The sequence below is a fragment of the Streptomyces sp. WAC05374 genome, from assembly GCF_004353505.1.
In the GTDB taxonomy this organism is placed as follows: Bacteria; Actinomycetota; Actinomycetes; order Streptomycetales; family Streptomycetaceae; genus Streptomyces.
Window position 1 is genome coordinate 111,505 of sequence record NZ_SMNQ01000004.1, and the last position, 17,711, is coordinate 129,215.

The 17,711-nt window shown below is 72.3% G+C and carries 14 protein-coding genes; 9 read left to right on the plus strand and 5 right to left on the minus strand.

The genetic code is table 11. The annotated features are described in order from the left end of the window. The first annotated feature begins 35 nt into the window (after positions 1-35). Positions 36-1,556: a M1 family metallopeptidase gene (locus E2B92_RS10855; protein WP_126889497.1), complete on the plus strand. Its 1,521-nt coding sequence runs from the start codon at positions 36-38 to the stop codon at positions 1,554-1,556. Positions 1,557-1,696: 140 nt separating this feature from the next. Next, positions 1,697-2,746: a LacI family DNA-binding transcriptional regulator gene (locus E2B92_RS10860; protein ID WP_126889484.1), complete on the plus strand. Its 1,050-nt coding sequence runs from the start codon at positions 1,697-1,699 to the stop codon at positions 2,744-2,746. Positions 2,747-2,758: 12 nt separating this feature from the next. On the opposite strand, the gene E2B92_RS10865 is transcribed toward E2B92_RS10860, so the two are convergent. Next, positions 2,759-5,557 (minus strand): glycosyl hydrolase, encoded by a 2,799-nt coding sequence (locus E2B92_RS10865; protein ID WP_133087491.1) that lies wholly within the window; start codon positions 5,555-5,557, stop codon positions 2,759-2,761. 270 nt (positions 5,558-5,827) lie between these two features. Here E2B92_RS10865 and E2B92_RS10870 point away from each other — a divergent pair, with 270 nt between their 5' ends. The 4 genes from E2B92_RS10870 (at position 5,828) to E2B92_RS10885 (ending at position 10,500) form a co-directional block, all read left to right on the plus strand. Further along, a complete protein-coding gene (locus E2B92_RS10870) occupies positions 5,828-7,129 on the plus strand; it encodes an ABC transporter substrate-binding protein (protein ID WP_126884575.1) in 1,302 nt (433 codons plus the stop codon). A 128-nt stretch (positions 7,130-7,257) separates the two neighbouring features. Further along, a complete protein-coding gene (locus E2B92_RS10875; RefSeq protein WP_126884576.1) occupies positions 7,258-8,226 on the plus strand; it encodes a carbohydrate ABC transporter permease in 969 nt (322 codons plus the stop codon). Then, positions 8,223-9,062, plus strand: coding sequence for a carbohydrate ABC transporter permease (locus E2B92_RS10880; protein WP_126884577.1), 840 nt, complete (start codon positions 8,223-8,225; stop codon positions 9,060-9,062). Before E2B92_RS10875 ends, E2B92_RS10880 begins: the two co-directional genes overlap by 4 nt. A 49-nt stretch (positions 9,063-9,111) precedes the next feature. Beyond that, positions 9,112-10,500, plus strand: a complete 1,389-nt coding sequence (locus E2B92_RS10885) for a GH1 family beta-glucosidase (protein WP_126884578.1) — start codon at positions 9,112-9,114, stop codon at positions 10,498-10,500. Here E2B92_RS10885 and E2B92_RS10890 read toward each other — a convergent pair. Then, on the minus strand, positions 10,454-11,353 hold the full coding sequence (locus E2B92_RS10890; protein WP_126884579.1) for an oxygenase MpaB family protein: 900 nt from the start codon (positions 11,351-11,353) through the stop codon (positions 10,454-10,456). The two genes, E2B92_RS10885 and E2B92_RS10890, sit on opposite strands and share 47 nt — an antisense overlap. A gap of 98 nt (positions 11,354-11,451) precedes the next feature. Between E2B92_RS10890 and sph the strand changes: the two genes are divergently transcribed. Further along, entirely contained in the window at positions 11,452-12,513 is a 1,062-nt protein-coding gene (sph, locus tag E2B92_RS10895) for a sphingomyelin phosphodiesterase (protein WP_399431279.1), read from the plus strand. Positions 12,514-12,643: 130 nt separating this feature from the next. Here sph and E2B92_RS10900 read toward each other — a convergent pair whose 3' ends face one another. Both E2B92_RS10900 and E2B92_RS10905 read right to left on the minus strand, forming a co-directional pair. Further along, positions 12,644-13,423: a GNAT family N-acetyltransferase gene (locus E2B92_RS10900; RefSeq protein ID WP_126884581.1), complete on the minus strand. Its 780-nt coding sequence runs from the start codon at positions 13,421-13,423 to the stop codon at positions 12,644-12,646. An 82-nt stretch (positions 13,424-13,505) separates the two neighbouring features. Beyond that, a complete protein-coding gene (locus tag E2B92_RS10905; RefSeq protein WP_126884582.1) occupies positions 13,506-13,985 on the minus strand; it encodes a macro domain-containing protein in 480 nt (159 codons plus the stop codon). A gap of 111 nt (positions 13,986-14,096) precedes the next feature. Here E2B92_RS10905 and E2B92_RS10910 point away from each other — a divergent pair, with 111 nt between their 5' ends. Both E2B92_RS10910 and E2B92_RS10915 read left to right on the plus strand, forming a co-directional pair. Continuing rightward, positions 14,097-14,840 (plus strand): MerR family transcriptional regulator, encoded by a 744-nt coding sequence (locus E2B92_RS10910; RefSeq protein ID WP_126884583.1) that lies wholly within the window; start codon positions 14,097-14,099, stop codon positions 14,838-14,840. Positions 14,841-14,865: 25 nt separating this feature from the next. Continuing rightward, complete coding sequence (locus E2B92_RS10915) at positions 14,866-15,510, plus strand: gamma carbonic anhydrase family protein (RefSeq protein ID WP_200836951.1); 645 nt, start codon at positions 14,866-14,868, stop codon at positions 15,508-15,510. Here E2B92_RS10915 and E2B92_RS10920 read toward each other — a convergent pair. Continuing rightward, positions 15,500-17,677, minus strand: coding sequence for a 3-hydroxyacyl-CoA dehydrogenase NAD-binding domain-containing protein (locus E2B92_RS10920; RefSeq protein WP_126884584.1), 2,178 nt, complete (start codon positions 17,675-17,677; stop codon positions 15,500-15,502). The genes E2B92_RS10915 and E2B92_RS10920 overlap by 11 nt on opposite strands. Positions 17,678-17,711 lie beyond the last annotated feature (34 nt).

A 17,711-nucleotide genomic window follows, 5' to 3' on the forward strand; every position in this document is an offset into this window, starting at 1 on the left:
GAGATCTTCCGTCCACACGACTTGGAGAGCTTGACGTGCACCGCAGACTGATCGTCCCGAGCGCACTCGCGGCCTCGCTGCTGCTGGCGATCCCGGCATCGGCGGCCGACTACGCCCCGGGCGCACCGGGCATCGGCGACCCCTACTACCCGGCCAGCGGCAACGGCGGGTACGACGTGTCCCACTACGACCTGCGCCTGAAGTACCAGCCGGAGACCGACCTGCTGGAGGGTACGGCGACGATCATCGCCACCACCACGCAGAACCTGTCCCGGTTCAACCTCGACCTCGGCCTGAAGGCCACCGAGGTGCGGGTGAACGGCAAGAAGGCGCGCTTCACGGCCACCGGGGACCACGAGCTGGAGGTCACCCCGGCGGCGCCGCTGGCGAAGAACCGGGCGGTGTCGGTCGTCGTACGGTACGCGGGCAAGCCGTCCGAGCTGAAGATAGGCGGCTGGACCGCCTGGCACCGCACGCCCGACGGCGGTGTCGCGGCGCAGGAGCCGGACTCGGCCGTGTGGTGGTTCCCTTCCAACGACCACCCCCTGGACAAGGCGACGTTCGACATATCGGTCTCCGTCCCGGACGGGACCCAGGCCATCAGCAACGGCGTCCTGACGTCGCAGTCGTCGCGGCTGGGCTGGACGCGCTTCAACTGGCGCTCCGACAAGCCCCAGGCGACGTACCTCGCCACGCTCGCCGTCGGCAAGTTCGACATCACGACGGACAAGACCGACAAGGGGCTGCCCGTCCTCAACGCGTACAGCAAGGACCTCGGCGGCAACGCGGGCGCGGCACGGGCCAGCATCGAGCGCACGGCCGAGGTAGCCGAGTGGCTGGAGGAGGTCTTCGGGCCGTACCCCTTCAACGCGCTGGGTGGTTACGTCCCCAACGTGACCAGCGGCTACGCGCTGGAGACGCAGACGCGGCCGTTCTACAGCCCGCGCCAGTTCGCCAACGGCGCGAACGTCTCGGTGGTCGTGCACGAGCTGGCGCACCAGTGGTACGGCGACAGCGTGTCGGTGGACCGCTGGAAGGACATCTGGATCAACGAGGGCTTCGCCCGCTACAGCCAGTGGCTGTGGTCGGAGAAGGAGGGCGAGGGCACGGCACAGGAGCTGGCGGACTACGTGTACGCCACGCGGGCGGCCGACGACCCGTTCTGGACGGTCAAGCCGGGCGACCCGGGCCCGGACAAGCAGTTCGACATCGCCGTCTACGACCGGGGCGCCCTGGCGCTCCAGGCGCTGCGCAACGAGATCGGCGACGAGGACTTCTTCGCCCTCCTCAAGGGCTGGCCGGCCGAGCACGCGTACGGCAACGCGAAGGTGTCCGACTTCGTGAAGTACGCCGAGCGCGTCTCGGGCAAGCCCCTCGCGGCCCTCTTCGACACCTGGCTGTACCAGCCCTCGAAGCCCGCCGCCCCGGCGGCCGCCGGGGCCCGTATCGCCCGCTCGCAGCCGGTCCAGCCGGTCCAGCCGAAGTCGTGGAAGAAGATCGCCGCGACGAACACGGTCCACGACCACGATCAGCACGGTGACGGCCACGGCCACTGACCGTGGGCGCCGCCGCCCCGGGCCGCCGGGGCGGCGGTGTTCTCCGATGGCTTGAGAGAGCGCTCTCAGAAGATCGGCCGACCGGCTACGCTGCTCCTGTACACAGGTTTCGCCGCCGCCGAGGAGCTCCCTTGTCCCCCATGCCCGATCCGGCCCCCGGCTCCCGCCCCACCCTGGAGGCCGTCGCGGCCCGTGCCGGGGTCTCGCGGGCGACGGCCTCGCGCGTCGTCAACGGCGGCGCGGGGGTCCGCCAGCCGCTGGTGGACAAGGTGCGCCGGGCGGTGGAGGAGCTCGGCTACGTCCCGAACCACGCGGCCCGCACGCTGGTGACGCGGCGCAACGGCGCGGTGGCGGTGATCATCGCGGAGCCGGAGTTCCGGGTGTTCTCCGACCCGTTCTTCGAGCAGCAGGTGCGGGGCATCAGCCGTGAGCTGACGGCGCACGACTCGCAGCTCGTGCTGTTGTGGGTGGAGGGGCCGGGCGAGTACGACCGGATCGGCAGGTACCTGGGCGGCGGCCACGTCGACGGGGCGCTCGCCTTCTCCGTGCACAACGACGACGAGCTGCCCTCCATCATCCGGCGGGCGCAGGTGCCCGCGGTGTTCGGCGGGCGGCCCGGCTGGCCGGGCGCGACGACCGGGCTCACCGTGCCGTACGTCGACTGCGACAACCGGGGCGGCGCCCGGGAGGCGGTGCGGCACCTGCTGGCGCTGGGGCGCGAGCGCGTCGCGCACATCGCCGGGCCGCCCGACCAGACGTCCGCGATGGACCGCATCGACGGCTACCGGGACGTCCTGCTGGACGCCGGCCCCGGGCTGATCGCGCAGGGCGACTTCACCGAGGAGAGCGGCGCCCGCGCGATGGCCGAGCTGCTTCAGCAGCGGCCGGACCTGGACGCCGTGTTCGCCGCCAACGACCTGATGGCGTCGGGTGCCCTGCGCGTGCTGCGCGAGCGGGGGCTGCGGGTGCCGCAGGACGTGGCGCTCGTCGGCTTCGACGACATGCGGTCCATCGCGGAGGCCACCGACCCGCCGCTGACGACGGTCCGCCAGGACATCGAGGGGATGGGCCGGCTGATGGTCCGGCTGCTGATGCGGGTCCTGAACGCGCAGGAGGGCGAGCCCGGGGCGGGCGGCGCCCCGGGCTCGGTGATCACTCCTACGGAACTGGTGCGGCGGGCGTCGGCCTGAGGCCGGGAATGCTCAGCCGTACGGGATGACGAGCACGGACCGGTCGGTACCGGTCTGGAGCCTCGCCGTGCCGTTGCCGATGGCGTGCCAGACCTCCAGGCGCACGGTGCCGCCCCTGAGGTCGCCCAGCGTGCCGGTCGCCGCCTTCAGCCCGCGCCCCTGGGTGTACTCCTCCCACCCGGCCACCGGGTCGGTCGCGTAGTAGTGGTACGTCTCCGTCCGGTCGAACGTCCCGTCGCCGGTCAGGTCGTAGCTCACCCGGGCCTGCTGGCCCAGGCCCACCGTGGTCCCCGCGTCGACCTGGAGCCGGAAGGCGGTGGCGCCGCCCGCCTTCAGGGTGCCGTTGACGCCCCTGGCCTCGTAGACCAGCGGCTGGTACGGGGTGCCGTCGTGGTTGGCGCCGCCCGCCGAGGCGATGGTGTCGCTGCCGGCCGCCGCGCCCGTGGCGGTGGTGAGGGTGCCTCCGGTGCGGAGCTGGAAGGTGTCGCCGGTGGAGGGCCCCGGGTCGCCGGGGTCGCCCGGGTCGCCGCCGGTGCCGGTGCCCGTGGCGGTCGAGCGCGCCGGGACGGTGAGCTTCGCGCCGTCGGAGAACGTCACCGTGCGGGCGGTGGAGCCGTGGTTGTGGGCGGCGTACGTCCGTACCGTGCCCTTGGTGAAGACGGCCGAGGTGGGGATGTCACCGGTGACGGTCGCGTCGGGCGCCCCGAGGGCGTCCAGCGTGCCGATCCAGTGGTAGGTGTGCGCCTTCGACTCGCCGGCCTCCGGGGTGTAGGAGGCGTGGCCCGCGTCCCACTTCGCCTTGGCGGCCGCGGGGTCGGCGAGCGACTGGAACTCCCAGAGGATGTCGCGCCACTCGACGGCCGGGCCGCCGTTCTCGCGCTCCATCTCGGTGATGTTGCGGCGGATGGCCGCCTTCTCGCCGCCCAGGTGCAGCGACCCACCGGTCACCGGCAGGACGTTGATGCCGTGGATCTCCTCGGGGTTGGCGGTCCACCAGGTGGCGTACGCGGCGCCGCTCCCCCACACCATGCCGGCCGTGTCGTGCCCGAAGGAGGCCGGGAAGACCTGCTGGTCGGCGTCGAACCAGTACTGGGCGATCGCCTCCGCCTCGGTCGTCAGCAGGTACACGCCCAGGTCGCGCAGGGCGGTGTCACCGGTGGCCGAGCCCCACAGGACCAGTCCCGCGCTGAGGTTGGTGGACTCCGACGACGACTCCTGGTTGTTGCCGGCCGCGAAGCCCTGGTGGCCGGAGGCCCAGCTATGGCCCGCGTACACGTCGAAGCCCCGCAGGAACGGGAAGGCCGTGTCGGTGCGGCTGGGGTTGGCGGCGTCGCGCACCAGCGTCTTCACCATGCCGCCCCAGGCCGAGTCGGCGGCCCAGGCCGGGTCGTACTGGGCGACGATCGCGGCGGCGTAGACGTAGTACGAGTAGTGGAAGTGGTGGTCGTTGAGCTCGGTGTCGCTGCCGTACGAGGCCGGGTAGCCCGTCAGCGTCTTCCAGGCGCGGTCGTAGGAGAACTCGTTCGCCCCGCCCGCCGTGAACCAGTCCTGGAGCCGTCCCTTCATCAGGCCGAGCAGCCTGTCACGCGTGGCCGTCTCGCCGATCTGGTCGGCCAGGGGCACGAGCTGCGCCAGGCGGCCGAGGGCCTTGCCGGTCCAGTACGTGTCGGTGGCGCCGGAGAACGGGTCGGGGGCGTTCACCACCTCGTTCAGGTAGCCGCGCAGCCGGGCGGGGTCGGCGCCGGAGGACTTCGGCAGCCCGGGCAGGACGGCGGCGGCCTTCTGGCTGGTGGTGAAGGTGGTGGACGCGCGGACCTTCATGGTGCCGCGCGGTGAGACGTAGGTGTACGCGGTGAGCGGGTCCGTGGTGTGCAGCCACTGGTGCCGGTAGAGCGCCTGGAGGGTGCCGGTCTGGCTGCCCTCCTGGGGCTGGGTGGTCAGGGTGTAGGTGGCCCTGACCGTGCCTCCGGTGGAGCTCCAGGTGACCTTGGAGCCGGTGACGAAGCTGTAGGCGTACGTCCGGTACGTGGCGAGCGCGTCCGGCGAGGGCAGGACGGCGACGGAGAAGTAGTCCTTGCCGCCGAGCCCGGCCGTCAGCGTGGAGCCGGAGACCGTCCAGTCGGTGCCGGTGGGGGCGAACAGGGCGTAGTGGTGGCCCGCGACGGTGATGCCGAGGACGTTGCCCTGGTCGGCGAAGACGGTGGGGGCGCTCGCCGTGGTGATCCGGGCGTCGCCGCCCGTGCCCTTGGCGTACACGAACGGCGACCCGTGGCCGATGGTCGTCCGGAGCGTACGGGCGCCGTCCGACCAGTAGGGGGTGACGGTCCAGTCGGACCAGGCGTCGGCCTTGGTGTCGGGCGAGTTCAGCCCGGTGAGCCCGAGGGTGAGGTCGCGTTTGTGGGCGTACTCGTACTGTCTGCCGTCGCCGACGACGGCGGGCGTGGTCGGGTAGCCGATGTCCAGGCCGGCGGCGGTGGCCTGGTAGGTGAGCGGGTGGCCGTACATGGGGGTGGACCAGGGGTTGTCGCCGTACCGCTGGAACGCGAGCGAGGACCACCAGTCGTTGGTGGGCACCGGCTTGCCCTGGGCGGCGGGGGTGAGCTTGGGGGTGACGGGGGTGCCGGTGTTGGTGGTGGGGCCGGAGGTTCCGGGGGGACGGGTGTCGGAGTAGCTGCCGGTCCCGACGGGGACGGTGGCCGCCGCGGCGGGGGACGCGGTGGTGGCGGTGAGGCCGAGGGCGGCCAGGGCGGTGACGAGGAGCACGGCGGCTGGTCCGGCGTGTGGGGGTGGTCCGGTGCGGGGGGATGGCATGTCGGCACCTCGGATCGGTGTGGAGGAGTGGGGCGGGGATGGCGGGAGAGCGATTCGAGAGCGCTCTCAGGTGCCTGGAACGTAAAACTCCTGAAACAGGACTGTCAATACAGGTGACACAGACGGGAGTTGATGGCCCCGGCAGCCGTTATGTGTTCGAGTCTTGACGGGGCAGGGGTGCGGGAGGCACGCTCCTGAGCATCTTCTTGAGAGCGCTCTCAGCACGCTGGACCCGCCGCACCGCCGCCCCCGAAGCCAAGGAGCCTTCCCATGCCCATCGCCCGAGCCACCAGCGCCAGAAGGGCCGCCGTCCGACTCGGTGCGCTCGCGCTCACCGGGGCCCTGCTCGCCGCCTGCGGGTCCGGCGCCTCCGACGAGGCGTCCGACGGCACGGTCACGCTGACCGTGGACCTCTTCGGCTCCTTCGGCTACAAGGAGGCGGGACTCTACGCCGAGTACGAGAAGCTGCACCCCGGGATCAAGATCAAGCAGACGGACACGGAGGACGAACAGGACTACTGGAAGTCCCTCCAGACCCGCCTCGCCGGCGGGGGCGGACTCGCCGACGTACAGGCGATCGAGGTCGGCCGCATCGCCTCCGTCACACAGGCGCAGGCGGACAGGTTCGAGGACCTGACGAAGTACGGCGCGGACAAGCTGAAGGGCGAGTTCGCCGAGGCGAAGTGGTCGGCGGCCACGACCAAGGACGGCAAGGTGCTGGGGCTCGGCACCGACGTCGGCCCCGAGGCCATGTGCTACCGCACGGACCTCTTCCAGCAGGCCGGCCTGCCGACGGACCGCACCGAGCTGGCGAAGAAGTGGGCCACCTGGGACGGCTACCTGGAGCTCGGCAAGCAGTACAAGGCCAAGGCGCCCGCCAAGAGCGCCTGGCTGGACAGCGTGGGCAGCCTGTTCACCATCATGATCGGGCAGGAGGAGGAGCGGTACTACGACGCCTCCGGCAAGCTGATCTACGAGTCGAACCCCGCCGTCAAGACCGCCTGGGACACCGCCGCGCAGGCCGCGGAGGACGGGCTGAGCGCCAAGCTGGACCAGTGGTCCCCGCAGTGGAACCAGGCGTTCGCCGCCGGGTCGTTCGCCACCATCCCCTGCCCCGCCTGGATGCTCGGGTACATCAAGGGCCAGGCCGGTGAGGCCGGCAAGGACAAGTGGGACATCGCCAAGCTGCCGGGCGGCGCGGGCAACTGGGGCGGCTCGTACCTGAGCATCCCCCGGGCGGCCAAGCACAAGAAGGAGGCGTACGAGCTGATCCAGTGGCTCACGGCGCCGGAACAGCAGGCCAGGCTCTTCGAGAAGCAGGGCAACTTCCCCTCCTCCACGGGCGCCATCGCCAAGGTCGCCGGCGCCCAGGACCCGTACTTCTCGGGCGCCCCGATCGGCCGGATCTTCGGTGACGCCGCCAAGGCGGCCCCGGTCCAGGTGCTCGGCGTCCACGACAAGAGCGTCGCGGACCAGATCACCAACGCCCTGAGCGAGGTGGAGCGGAAGGGGACGTCACCGGACAAGGCGTGGTCCAACGCCAGGAAGGGCGTCGAGAACGTCACGGGCTGACGCCCCCGCCACCACCGTGCTCCCCCTCCCGCGGGCGGCCCACCCGCGGGAGGTGGGCCGCAGGGGACCGGCCCGCCCGGGCCGCCGCACCACGTCCACGTCCGCACCGACCTTCGAAGGGCCGCACCGTGACCCTCACCGCTCCGCAAGGAACGGCAGCCGCTGGGCGGCGGCTCCCGCCGGCGGGCCCGCCACGCCGGGCGCACCGCGTGTGGCGGGCCGTCTCGCCGTACGCGTACCTCGCCCCGTTCTTCACCCTCTTCGCCGCCTTCGGCCTCTTCCCGCTGATCTACACGGCGTTCGTGTCGCTCTACCGCGTCGAGCTCCAGACCCCCGGCGACATGGAGTGGCGGGGCCTCGGCAACTACGCCGCCGTGTTCACCGACGAGTTCTTCTGGATCTCGCTGCGCAACACGTTCACCATCGGGATCATCTCCACGGTCCCCCAGCTCGTGATGGCCCTGGGCCTGGCCCACCTGCTCAACTACAAGCTGCGCGGGCGGACGTTCTTCCGCACGGCGATGCTGCTGCCGTACGCCACGTCCGTCGCCGCCGCGACACTGGTCTTCGCGCAGCTCTTCGGCCGGGACTTCGGGCTCGTCAACTACGTGCTGGGGCTGGTCGGGATCGGCCCGGTGGACTGGCAGACCAACACGCTCGCCTCCCAGATCGCCGTGTCGACGATCGTCGTCTGGCGCTGGACCGGCTACAACGCGCTGATCTACCTCGCGGGCATGCAGTCCATCCCGAGCGAGCTGTACGAGGCGGCGGAGATGGACGGGGCATCGCGGTGGCGGCAGTTCTTCCACGTCACCCTGCCGGGCCTGCGTCCGACCATCGTGTTCACGGCCGTCGTCTCGACGATCGGCGCCACCCAGCTCTTCGGGGAGCCGCTGCTGTTCGAGGGATCGGTCTCGGGCGGCATCTCGCACCAGTACCAGACGCTCGGGCTCTACCTGTACGAGCAGGGCTGGGGCTTCTTCCACCTGGGCCGGGCCGCGGCCATCGCCTGGGTGATGTTCCTGCTGATCCTGGTGCTGGTGGGGGTCAACGCCCTGATCGCGCGCCGTCGTTCCCGTAAGGAGGCCGGCCGATGAGTACGCGCCGCGCCGGGCGCACCCTGCACGGCGGCAGGGTGGCGTACGCGATCCTCGTCGTCGCCGTGCTGGTCTCCGCCTTCCCGTTCTACTGGACGATCGTGGCCGCCAGCCGCTCCAACGCCGACCTGGCGAAGGTGCCCCCGTCCCTGCTCCCCGGCCCCAACCTGATGCGGAACTTCGAGGCCGTGATGGAGGAGGCCGACATCGGCACGGCCCTGGTCAACTCCCTGATCGTCTCGGGGTCCATCACGGTCGGCACGGTGCTGTGCTGCACCCTGGCCGGGTTCGCCTTCGCCAAGCTGCGCTTCCGCGGCCGGGGCGCGCTGCTGGCGGTCACCGTGGGCACGATGATGATCCCGCCGCAGTTGGGCGTGATCCCGCTGTTCATGGTGATCGCGGAGCTGGAGTGGGTGAACCGGCTCCAGTCGGTGATCCTGCCCGGTCTGGTGTCGGCCTTCGGCGTCTTCTTCATGCGGCAGTTCCTGGTGCAGGCGCTGCCGGACGAGCTGATCGAGGCGGCGCGGGTGGACGGGGCCTCCTCCGCGAGGATCTTCTGGTCGATCGTCGTGCCGATCGCCCGGCCGGGCATGGCGGTCCTGGGACTGCTGACCTTCATGGCGGCCTGGAACGACTTCTTCTGGCCGGTCGTCGCGCTGTCCTCGCAGAACCCGACCGTGCAGGTCGCGCTGCGCCAGCTCGGCGGCGGTTACGTGAACGACCAGTCCGTGATCATGGCGGGCACCCTGCTGGGCACGCTCCCCGTGCTGCTGGTCTTCGGGCTGCTGGGCCGGCAGATCGTCGGCGGCATCATGCAGGGCGCCGTCAAGGGCTGACGCCCGCGCTCCACCCCCCTTCCTTCCACCCTCCTTCGTTGGGAGTCTCATGACCGAGCTCGCCTTTCCGGCCGCGTTCCGCTGGGGCACGGCCACGGCCGCGTACCAGATCGAGGGCGCCGCCGACGAGGACGGCCGCACGCCGTCCATCTGGGACACCTTCAGCCGCACGCCGGGCAGGGTCCGCAACGGCGACACCGGTGACATCGCGGCCGACCACTACCACCGGATGACCGAGGACGTCGCCCTGATGAAGGACCTGGGCGTGACGGACTACCGGTTCTCCGTGGCGTGGCCGCGCGTGCAGCCGACGGGGCGGGGCCCGGCGGTCCAGAAGGGCCTGGACTTCTACCGCCGGCTCGTCGACGAGCTGCTGGCCGCCGACATCCGGCCGGTCGCCACCCTCTACCACTGGGACCTGCCGCAGGAGCTGGAGGACGCGGGCGGCTGGCCGCAGCGCGAGACGGCGGAGCGGTTCGCCGCGTACGCGGAGCTCGTGGCCGGCGCGCTGGGCGACCGGGTGGCCACGTGGACGACGCTGAACGAACCGTGGTGCGCCGCGTTCCTCGGGTACGCGTCGGGCGAGCACGCCCCGGGCCGTACGGAGCCGGCCGCCGCACTGCGCGCCGCGCACCACCTGAACCTGGCGCACGGGCGGGCCGTCCAGGTGCTGCGGGCCGCCCTGCCGCCGTCCGCCGAGGTCTCGCTGACGCTCAACCTGCACGCGGTGCGCGCCCTCTCGGACGCGGAGGAGGACCGGGACGCGGCGCGGCGGGTGGACGCGCTGGGCAACCGGATCTTCCTGGACCCGGTCTTCCACGGGCGCCTGCCGGAGGACCTGGTCCGGGACACGGCGGCCCTGACGGACTGGTCCTTCGTGCGCGACGGGGACCTGGAGGTGACCTCCGCGCCGGTCGACTCGCTGGGCATCAACTACTACTCCCCCACGGTGGTCGCGGCGGGCGCGTCCGGGGCGCCGTCCCCGTGGCCGGGCGCCGAGCCCCATGTCCGGTTCGTGCCGGCGCCGGGGCCCCGGACGGCGATGGACTGGCCGGTGGACGCGGAGGGGCTGTACGAGCTGCTGAGCCGGCTGCGGGACGAGCTGCCCGGGGTGCCGCTGATGGTGACGGAGAACGGGGCGGCGTACGACGACTACGCCGACCCCTCGGGCGAGGTGCACGACCCGGAGCGGGTCGCCTACCTCCACGCGCACCTGGCGGCGGTGCACCGCGCCCTCGCGGACGGGGTGGACGTGCGGGGCTACTTCCTGTGGTCGCTGCTGGACAACTTCGAGTGGGCGTACGGCTACGGCAAGCGGTTCGGCATCGTGCACGTGGACTTCGCGTCGCAGCGGCGTACGCCGAAGGACAGCGCGCGCTGGTACGCGGACGTCATCGCCCGGGGCGGGCTGCGCGGGCCCCTCGGCCCCGCTGGGTGAGCCGGTGGCGCCGCCGGGCCTCACGGGCGAGCGGGAGGTAGCGCAGCCGCTCGGGGAGCGCGGGGACGACGACCCGGACGACCCCTCCGAAGCGGCGCAGCCTGCGCTCCTGCTGGTCGGTCCACTCCAGGCCGATCGCCTCCCGCGCGTCCGGCGGCATCAGGCCAATGGTCAGGAAGCGGCGGAAGCGCGCGAACGGCGGGAGCAGGACCGGCCAGAAGGCGCGCATCAGGAGCCGCAGCGGCAGCGGTCCGCGGTCGAAGGGGGGCAACGGGACGTCGGCGGAGACGAGTTCGCGGGCGACGGCGGTGGCCTCGATCTCCTCGTCGAGGACCTTGCGGTAGTAGGGCCAGAACTCCTCGATCGTCGGGGGCATGTCGCGGTCGTGGATGCCGAGGACACGGCCGACCTGGAGCCACTCGGCGTAGAGCCGGCGCTCCTGCTCCTCGCTCAGGGGCCGGATCAGGTAGCGGATGGCGTGGTGGTAGACGGGGAAGCCGGTGGCGTGGACCCAGGCGTAGTTCGCGGGGGTGAGCGCGTGGTACGGGCGGCCCCGGGTGTCGGTGCCCTGGATGGTCGCGTGGAGCCTGCGCAGCCGGCGCCCTTCCTCGGCGGCGGCCTCGCCTCCGTACACCCATAGCTGGACCGAGCGCAGGGAGCGCTCACCGCGGCCCCACGGGTCGGTGCGGAAGACGGAGTGCTCGTCGACGCCGGCGCCGACGGCGGGGTGGGCGACCTGGAGGGTGAAGGCGGCGGGGAGCATCAGCAGGCCCCGGATGTCGCCCGCGAGGCTCCAGAGGACTCCGCCGGGCGGGGGCGGTACAGGGTCGGGCGGGGCGGAGGACGTGCTCATGGTCCCAGTATCCGCCGCGGACATGTTCGTGTGGTCGACCGAGGTCCGCAAGATTCCCTGCACGCGATGGCTACCCGAAAGTAACCGTGGCTGATTTGATGTGCCGCGCGATGTCCAACCCCCCGCCTCCCTCTGGAGTTTCCGTGCCGCGATCCCCGAAGCGCACCGGCCTGTCCACCGCGCTGTCCGCCGCCCTCTCCACCGTGCTCGCCGCCGCGGCCGTCGCCGCCACGGCCCCGGCCGCCCCGGCCGCCGAGGCCGGCGCCGCGAGCGCGGCCGGAACGCCGGCGCTGAAGGTGCTCTCGTACAACGCGTTCCTGTTCAGCAAGACGCTGTACCCGAACTGGGGGCAGGACCACCGGGCGAAGGAGATACCGGCGGCGGCGTTCTTCCGGGGGCAGGACGTGGTGGTGCTCCAGGAGGCCTTCGACAACGGCGCCTCCGACGCGCTCATGCGCAACGCCGCCTCCCAGTACCCGTACCAGACGCCGGTGATGGGGCGCGGCAAGACGGGGTGGGACGCCACGAGCGGCGCGTACTCCGCCACGACGCCGGAGGACGGCGGGGTCACCGTGCTCAGCAAGTGGCCGATCATCCGCAAGGAGCAGTACGTCTACAAGGACGCCTGCGGGGCCGACTGGTACTCCAACAAGGGCTTCGTCTACGCGGTGCTCGACGTGAACGGCTCCCGCGTCCACGTGGTCGGTACGCACGCCCAGTCGACCGACCCGGGGTGCGACAGCGGCGAGGCGGCTCAGATGCGCAGCCGCCAGTTCAAGGCGATGGACGCCTTCCTGGACGCCAAGAACATCCCCGCGTCCGAGCAGGTGCTGGTGGCGGGCGACTTCAACGTGGACTCCCACAGCGCCGAGTACGCCACGATGCTCGCCGACGCGGGGCTGGCGGGTGCGGACGCCCGGACGGGCCACCCGTACTCCTTCGACACCCGGGACAACTCGATCGCCGCCGAGCGCTACCCGAACGACCCCCGGGAGGACCTCGACTACGTCCTGCACCGGGCCGGTCATGTGAAGCCGGCGGGCTGGACGAACGAGGTGATCAAGGAGCAGAGCGCGCCCTGGACGGTCTCGAGCTGGGGCACGCAGTACACGTACACCAACCTCTCGGACCACTACCCGGTGGTCGCCTCCAGCCGGTAGCCGTGCGGTAGGGGGTGCGCGCCGGGGATGCGGCGGGCGTCCGCTTCCGGCGGGCGTCCGCATCCCGCGGGCGTCCGCTTCCGGCGGCGGCTGAGGGCTCGTGGTGGCGGTTCGGGCTCGTGGTGGCGGTTCAGGGCTCGTACACGTACGGGGTCGTCGTCGACAGCGGTGTGAAACCGAGCCGCCGGAGGATGGGGCGGCTCATGCCGGAGGCGTCGACCTGGAGGTAGCGGTGACCGCGCTCGGCCGCGAGGCGGGCGCGGTGGGCGACCAGGGCACGATAGATGCCCCTGCCGCGCCACTCCGGCACGGTGCCGCCTCCCCACAGGCCGGCGAACACGGTGCCGGGCGGCAGCTCCAGGCGCGCGGAGCCCACCGGCCGGTCCCCGGCCAGGGCGACGACGGCGACCACGGTCTGCGGCCGCGCGGCGAGCTGGTCGAGGAGGCGGCGCCCCAGGTGCGTGGCGTCGGTGCCGAAGGCCCGCTCATGGACCTCCGTGACCAGGGCGACGCCCGCCTCGTCCGTCACCGCCCGCAGCTCGACGCCTTCGGGCGGCGGGGAGCCGGTGGCGCCCGGGCCGGCGGCCTCGGCGACCATCACGGCCTCCTCCGGCCCGGCGACGAAGCCGGCCGCCCGCAGCCGTTCGCCGAGGCCGGCCGGGCGGTCGTGCGCGTAGAGCTTCCATTCGAAGGCCCGGCCGAGCGCGGTGAAGTGGCGCACCTGCTCGGCGATCGCGCCGTCGGCCCGCGCCGCGTCGAGGTCCGACCACAGGACCCCGTTCCACCCGTGGGCCGGGCCGGTCTGCCGCACCACGTCCCCCACCCGCTGCACCGTGGAGTCCGGCGCGTCGGGGCGTGCGTCGCGCCGTGTCTGCCGGTCGAACAGGGCCAGGAGCGTGTCGTGATCCATGCGGGCACCTCAGCAGCCCCCGCCCGGGCGCGGCAACCGGTTTTCGCGGCCGTGCGGCGCGGTGCGCGGGCGCGCCGGCGGGTCAGTCGCCGTGGTCGTAGACCGTCACCGGTATGCCCCGGGCGAGCAGCCGTGCGGCTATGAGCGGCTCCACGCGGGACCACTTCCCGCCCGCGAGGCCGCAGCCGATGCGTGGCATGTGGACGGAGGCGCCCAGCTCGGCGGCCTTGCCGGCGACCCGGGCCAGCGCGGCGTCGATCGCCTCGTACCGCACGGGCACCCCTTTGCTGCCCGTCCGCGTGCCCCGCTGGCCCACCATGTTGGCCACCCACAGGTAGGGCCCCACCTGGACGAACTGGACGGCGCCCAGGCCGAAGTCGTTGCCCGCGCGCTCCCGGTGCCAGCGGCGGTACGCGGCCTCGGGCTCCGGCCAGCGGCGGGAGAGGGCGAGGACGAACCCCTTGCCCCAGCCGCCCAGGTCGTTGCAGACATGCGCGATGATCCTGACGCCCTTGCCGGCCGGCGTGGTGGCGTCCCCCCGTACGTACGCGATCCCCGTCATACGAACTACCGTACGGGCGACCACTGACAATCACCCCTGACTTTCACAGTGATGGTGAGACAGCAATACTGTTGTACTGACGCAGCGCACCAGCCGGAAGTGAGGCCCCGCATGGCGACCGAGGCGACCGAGACCCAGGACCGGCAGCAGACGCTGACCGTCGACGAGCTGGCCGCCCGGGCGGGCGTCACCGTGCGGACCATCCGGTTCTACGGCACCCGCGGTCTGCTGCCGCCGCCGGTGATCGGGCCGCGCCGGGTCGGCCACTACGGGCCGGAGCACCTGTCCCGGCTGGCGCTCATCGAGGAGCTCCAGCACCAGGGCATGACGCTCGCCGCCATCGAACGGTACCTGGAACAGCTCCCGCCCGACCTGAGCGCCGACGACCTGGCCATCCACCGGGCCCTGGTGGCGACATGGGCGCCCGACACGCCGGAGGAGATGCCGCGGGCCGAGCTGGAGCGGCGCGCCGGGCGGGCGCTCGGCGAGGAGGACCTGGACCGGCTCGCCGCGATGGACGTCCTGGCCCGCACGGAGGCGGGCGACACCTTCCGGGTCGACCCGGGCCTGCTGCGGCTGGGCGTGCGGCTGCTGGACGTGCCGATCGCGCACGAGACGATCCTGGCGTCCCGCACGGTCCTGGTGGAGCACACCCGGTCGGCCGCGCAGGAGCTGACGCGGCTGTTCCGGGACGAGGTCTGGGGGCCGTACCGGGAGCGCGAGGCGGACCCCGAGCACGTGGCGGCGATGAAGTCGCTCTCCGCCCACATGCAGCCGCTGGTGGTCCAGGCACTGGTCACCGCGTTCCAGCGGTCCTTGAAGGAGGAGCTGCGCGCCGCGTTCCGCGCGGAATGAGCCGGCGGATGGCACGATGCGGGCCATGGCCATCCTGCTGGAGCACCAGGGGCGCACCCCCACCGTCGACCCGACCGCCTATGTCGCGCCCACTGCCACGCTCTGCGGCGACGTGCGGGTGGGGCCGGACTGCCGGGTGCTGTTCGGCGCGGTCCTGACGGCCGAGGGCGGGCCGGTGGAGCTGGGTGAGGGCTGCATCGTGATGGAGAACGCGGTGCTGCGCGGCACGCGCCAAGACCCGCTGCGGCTCGGCCGCCATGTGCTGGTCGGCCCCGGCGCCTCGCTGGTGGGCTGCGAGGCCGCCGACGACGTCTTCCTCGCCACCGGTGCGCGGGTGTTCAACGGCGCGCGTCTCGGCGCCCGCTGCGAGGTCCGCGTCAACGGCGTCGTGCACCTGCGGACGGTGCTGCCGGAGGAGACGACCGTACCGATCGGTTGGGTCGCCGTGGGCGATCCCGGGCAGCTCTTCCCGCCGGACGACCACGGTGAGATCTGGGCGGTGCAGCGGGAGCTCGACTTCCCCGGGTACGTGTTCGGGCTCGACCGGCCGGCGCGGGGGGCCTCCCTGATGCCGGAGGTCTCGCGCCGGTACGGCCGGGCCCTGGGGCGGCACCGGGACGACCGTCCGGTGGACCCGGACGGCCGCCCCGGCGGGGAGGTCAGTCGCTGAACGTCTCGCCCCGCCCGGCCTTCTCCACCAGCAGCGCGGGCGGCGCGAACCGCTCCCCGTACCGCTCGGCCAGCTCCCGCGCCCGCGCGACGAAGCCCGGCAGGCCGCCCTCGTAGCCGTTGATGTACTGGAGCACACCGCCGGTCCACGCGGGGAAGCCGATGCCCATGATGGAGCCGATGTTGGCGTCGGCGACGGACGTCAGCACGCCCTCCTCCAGGCAGCGGACGGTGTCCAGCGCCTCCGAGAAGAGCATCCGCTCCTTCATGTCCTCGAAGGGCACGGCCGCGGCCGTGCCGGAGGTGCCGAAGTGCTCGCGCAGGCCCGGCCACAGGCCCTGCCGCTTGCCCTCCTCGTCGTAGTCGTAGAAGCCCGCGCCGCCGCTGCGGCCGGTGCGGCCGAACTCGTCGACCATGCGGTCGATCACCGCGTCGGCCGGGTGCTCCGGCCAGGTGCCGCCCGCCTCCTCGATGGCGCGCCGGGTCTCGTTGCGGATCTTGCGGGGCAGGGTGAGGGTCAGCTCGTCCATCAGGGACAGCACCTTCGCCGGGTAGCCGGCCTGTGCCGCCGCCTGTTCGACGGAGGCGGGCTCCACACCCTCGCCGACCATGGCGACGCCCTCGTTGATGAACTGGCCGATGACGCGGGAGGTGAAGAAGCCGCGCGAGTCGTTGACGACGATCGGCGTCTTCCTGATCTGCCGGACGAGGTCGAAGGCGCGGGCGAGGGCCTCGTCGCCGGTGCGCTCGCCCTTGATGATCTCGACGAGCGGCATCTTGTCGACGGGCGAGAAGAAGTGCAGGCCGATGAAGTCCGCCGGGCGCTCGACACCCTCGGCGAGGAGGGTGATCGGCAGGGTGGAGGTGTTGGAGCACAGCAGCGCGTCGGGCGCGACGATCTCCTGGATCTCCTGAAACACCTTGTGCTTGAGCGCCGTGTCCTCGAAGACCGCCTCGATGACGGCGTCGCAGCCCGCCAGGTCCGCCGGGTCGGCGGTCGGGGTGATGCGGGCGAGCAGCTCGTCCCGCTGGGTTTCGGTCGTGCGGCCCCGGGACAGCGCCTTGTCGAGGAGCTTGACGGAGTACGCCTTGCCCTTCTCGGCGGCCTCGGCCGACACGTCCTTCAGGACGACGTCGATGCCCGCCTTGGCGCAGGAGTACGCGATGCCCGCGCCCATCATGCCGGCGCCGAGGACGGCGACCTTGCGGACCGGGCGGGGCTCGGTGCCCTGCGGGCGGCTGCGGCCGGCGTTGACGGCCTGGAGGTCGAAGAAGAACGCCTGGATCATGTTCTTGGCGGTCTGCCCGGTGACCAGTTCGGTGAAGTACCGCGACTCGATGGTCAGCGCGGTCTCGAAGTCGACCTGGGAGCCCTCGACGGCGGCCGCGAGGATGTTGCGGGGGGCCGGGTAGGGCGCGCCGTTGAGCTGCTTCCTGAGGTTCGCCGGGAAGGCGGGCAGGTTGGCGGCGAACTTGGGGTGGGCCGGGGTGCCGCCGGGGATCTTGTAGCCGGGGGTGTCCCAGGGCTGGCGCGACTCGGGGTGCGCGTCGATGAACGCCCGGGCCTTGGCGAGCATCTCCTCCTCGGTGGCGGCCACTTCGTGGACCAGGCCGTTGTCCAGGGCGCGCCGCGGCGCGTACTGGGTGCCCTGGAGGAGCACCTTCAGCAGGGCGTCGGCGATGCCCATGAGGCGTACGGTGCGGGTGACACCGCCGCCTCCGGGCAGGAGGCCGAGGGTGACCTCGGGCAGGCCGATCTTGGAACCGGGCGCGTCGAGGGCGATCCGGTGGTGGGAGGCGAGGGCGATCTCGTAACCGCCGCCGAGGGCCGCCCCGTTGATGGCGGCGACGACCGGCTTGCCGAGGGTCTCGATGCGGCGCAAAGCGCGCTTCATCTCCATGGCGGCGTCGAAGATCTGCCGGGCGTCGCCGGGCCCGGCCTTCATCATGTCCTTGAGGTCGCCGCCCGCGAAGAAGGTCTTCTTGGCGGAGGTGTAGATGATGCCCCGGATGGAGTCCTTCTCGGCCTCGGCGCGGTCGGCGACGGCCGCGATGGAGGTCCTGAAGGCCTGGTTCATGGTGTTGGCGGACTGGTCGGGGTCGTCGAGCACGAGGGTGACGACGCCGGTCTCGTCCTGTTCCCAGCGGATGGTGGTGGACTGGCTCATGGTGGTGGCTGCTCCGTAAGGCCGTACGGGAAAG

Bases quoted from the DNA above. Each gene is read 5' to 3' on its own strand.
- E2B92_RS10860 (WP_126889484.1), top strand. From the start codon at position 1,697: ATGCCCGATCCGGCCCCCGGCTCCCGCCCCACCCTGGAGGCCGTCGCG.
- E2B92_RS10865 (WP_133087491.1), bottom strand. From the start codon at position 5,557: ATGCCATCCCCCCGCACCGGACCACCCCCACACGCCGGACCAGCCGCC.
- E2B92_RS10870 (WP_126884575.1), top strand. From the start codon at position 5,828: ATGCCCATCGCCCGAGCCACCAGCGCCAGAAGGGCCGCCGTCCGACTC.
- E2B92_RS10880 (WP_126884577.1), top strand. From the start codon at position 8,223: ATGAGTACGCGCCGCGCCGGGCGCACCCTGCACGGCGGCAGGGTGGCG.
- E2B92_RS10885 (WP_126884578.1), top strand. From the start codon at position 9,112: ATGACCGAGCTCGCCTTTCCGGCCGCGTTCCGCTGGGGCACGGCCACG.
- E2B92_RS10890 (WP_126884579.1), bottom strand. From the start codon at position 11,353: ATGAGCACGTCCTCCGCCCCGCCCGACCCTGTACCGCCCCCGCCCGGC.
- sph (WP_399431279.1), top strand. From the start codon at position 11,452: ATGTGCCGCGCGATGTCCAACCCCCCGCCTCCCTCTGGAGTTTCCGTG.
- E2B92_RS10900 (WP_126884581.1), bottom strand. From the start codon at position 13,423: ATGGATCACGACACGCTCCTGGCCCTGTTCGACCGGCAGACACGGCGC.
- E2B92_RS10905 (WP_126884582.1), bottom strand. From the start codon at position 13,985: ATGACGGGGATCGCGTACGTACGGGGGGACGCCACCACGCCGGCCGGC.
- E2B92_RS10910 (WP_126884583.1), top strand. From the start codon at position 14,097: ATGGCGACCGAGGCGACCGAGACCCAGGACCGGCAGCAGACGCTGACC.
- E2B92_RS10915 (WP_200836951.1), top strand. From the start codon at position 14,866: ATGGCCATCCTGCTGGAGCACCAGGGGCGCACCCCCACCGTCGACCCG.
- E2B92_RS10920 (WP_126884584.1), bottom strand. From the start codon at position 17,677: ATGAGCCAGTCCACCACCATCCGCTGGGAACAGGACGAGACCGGCGTC.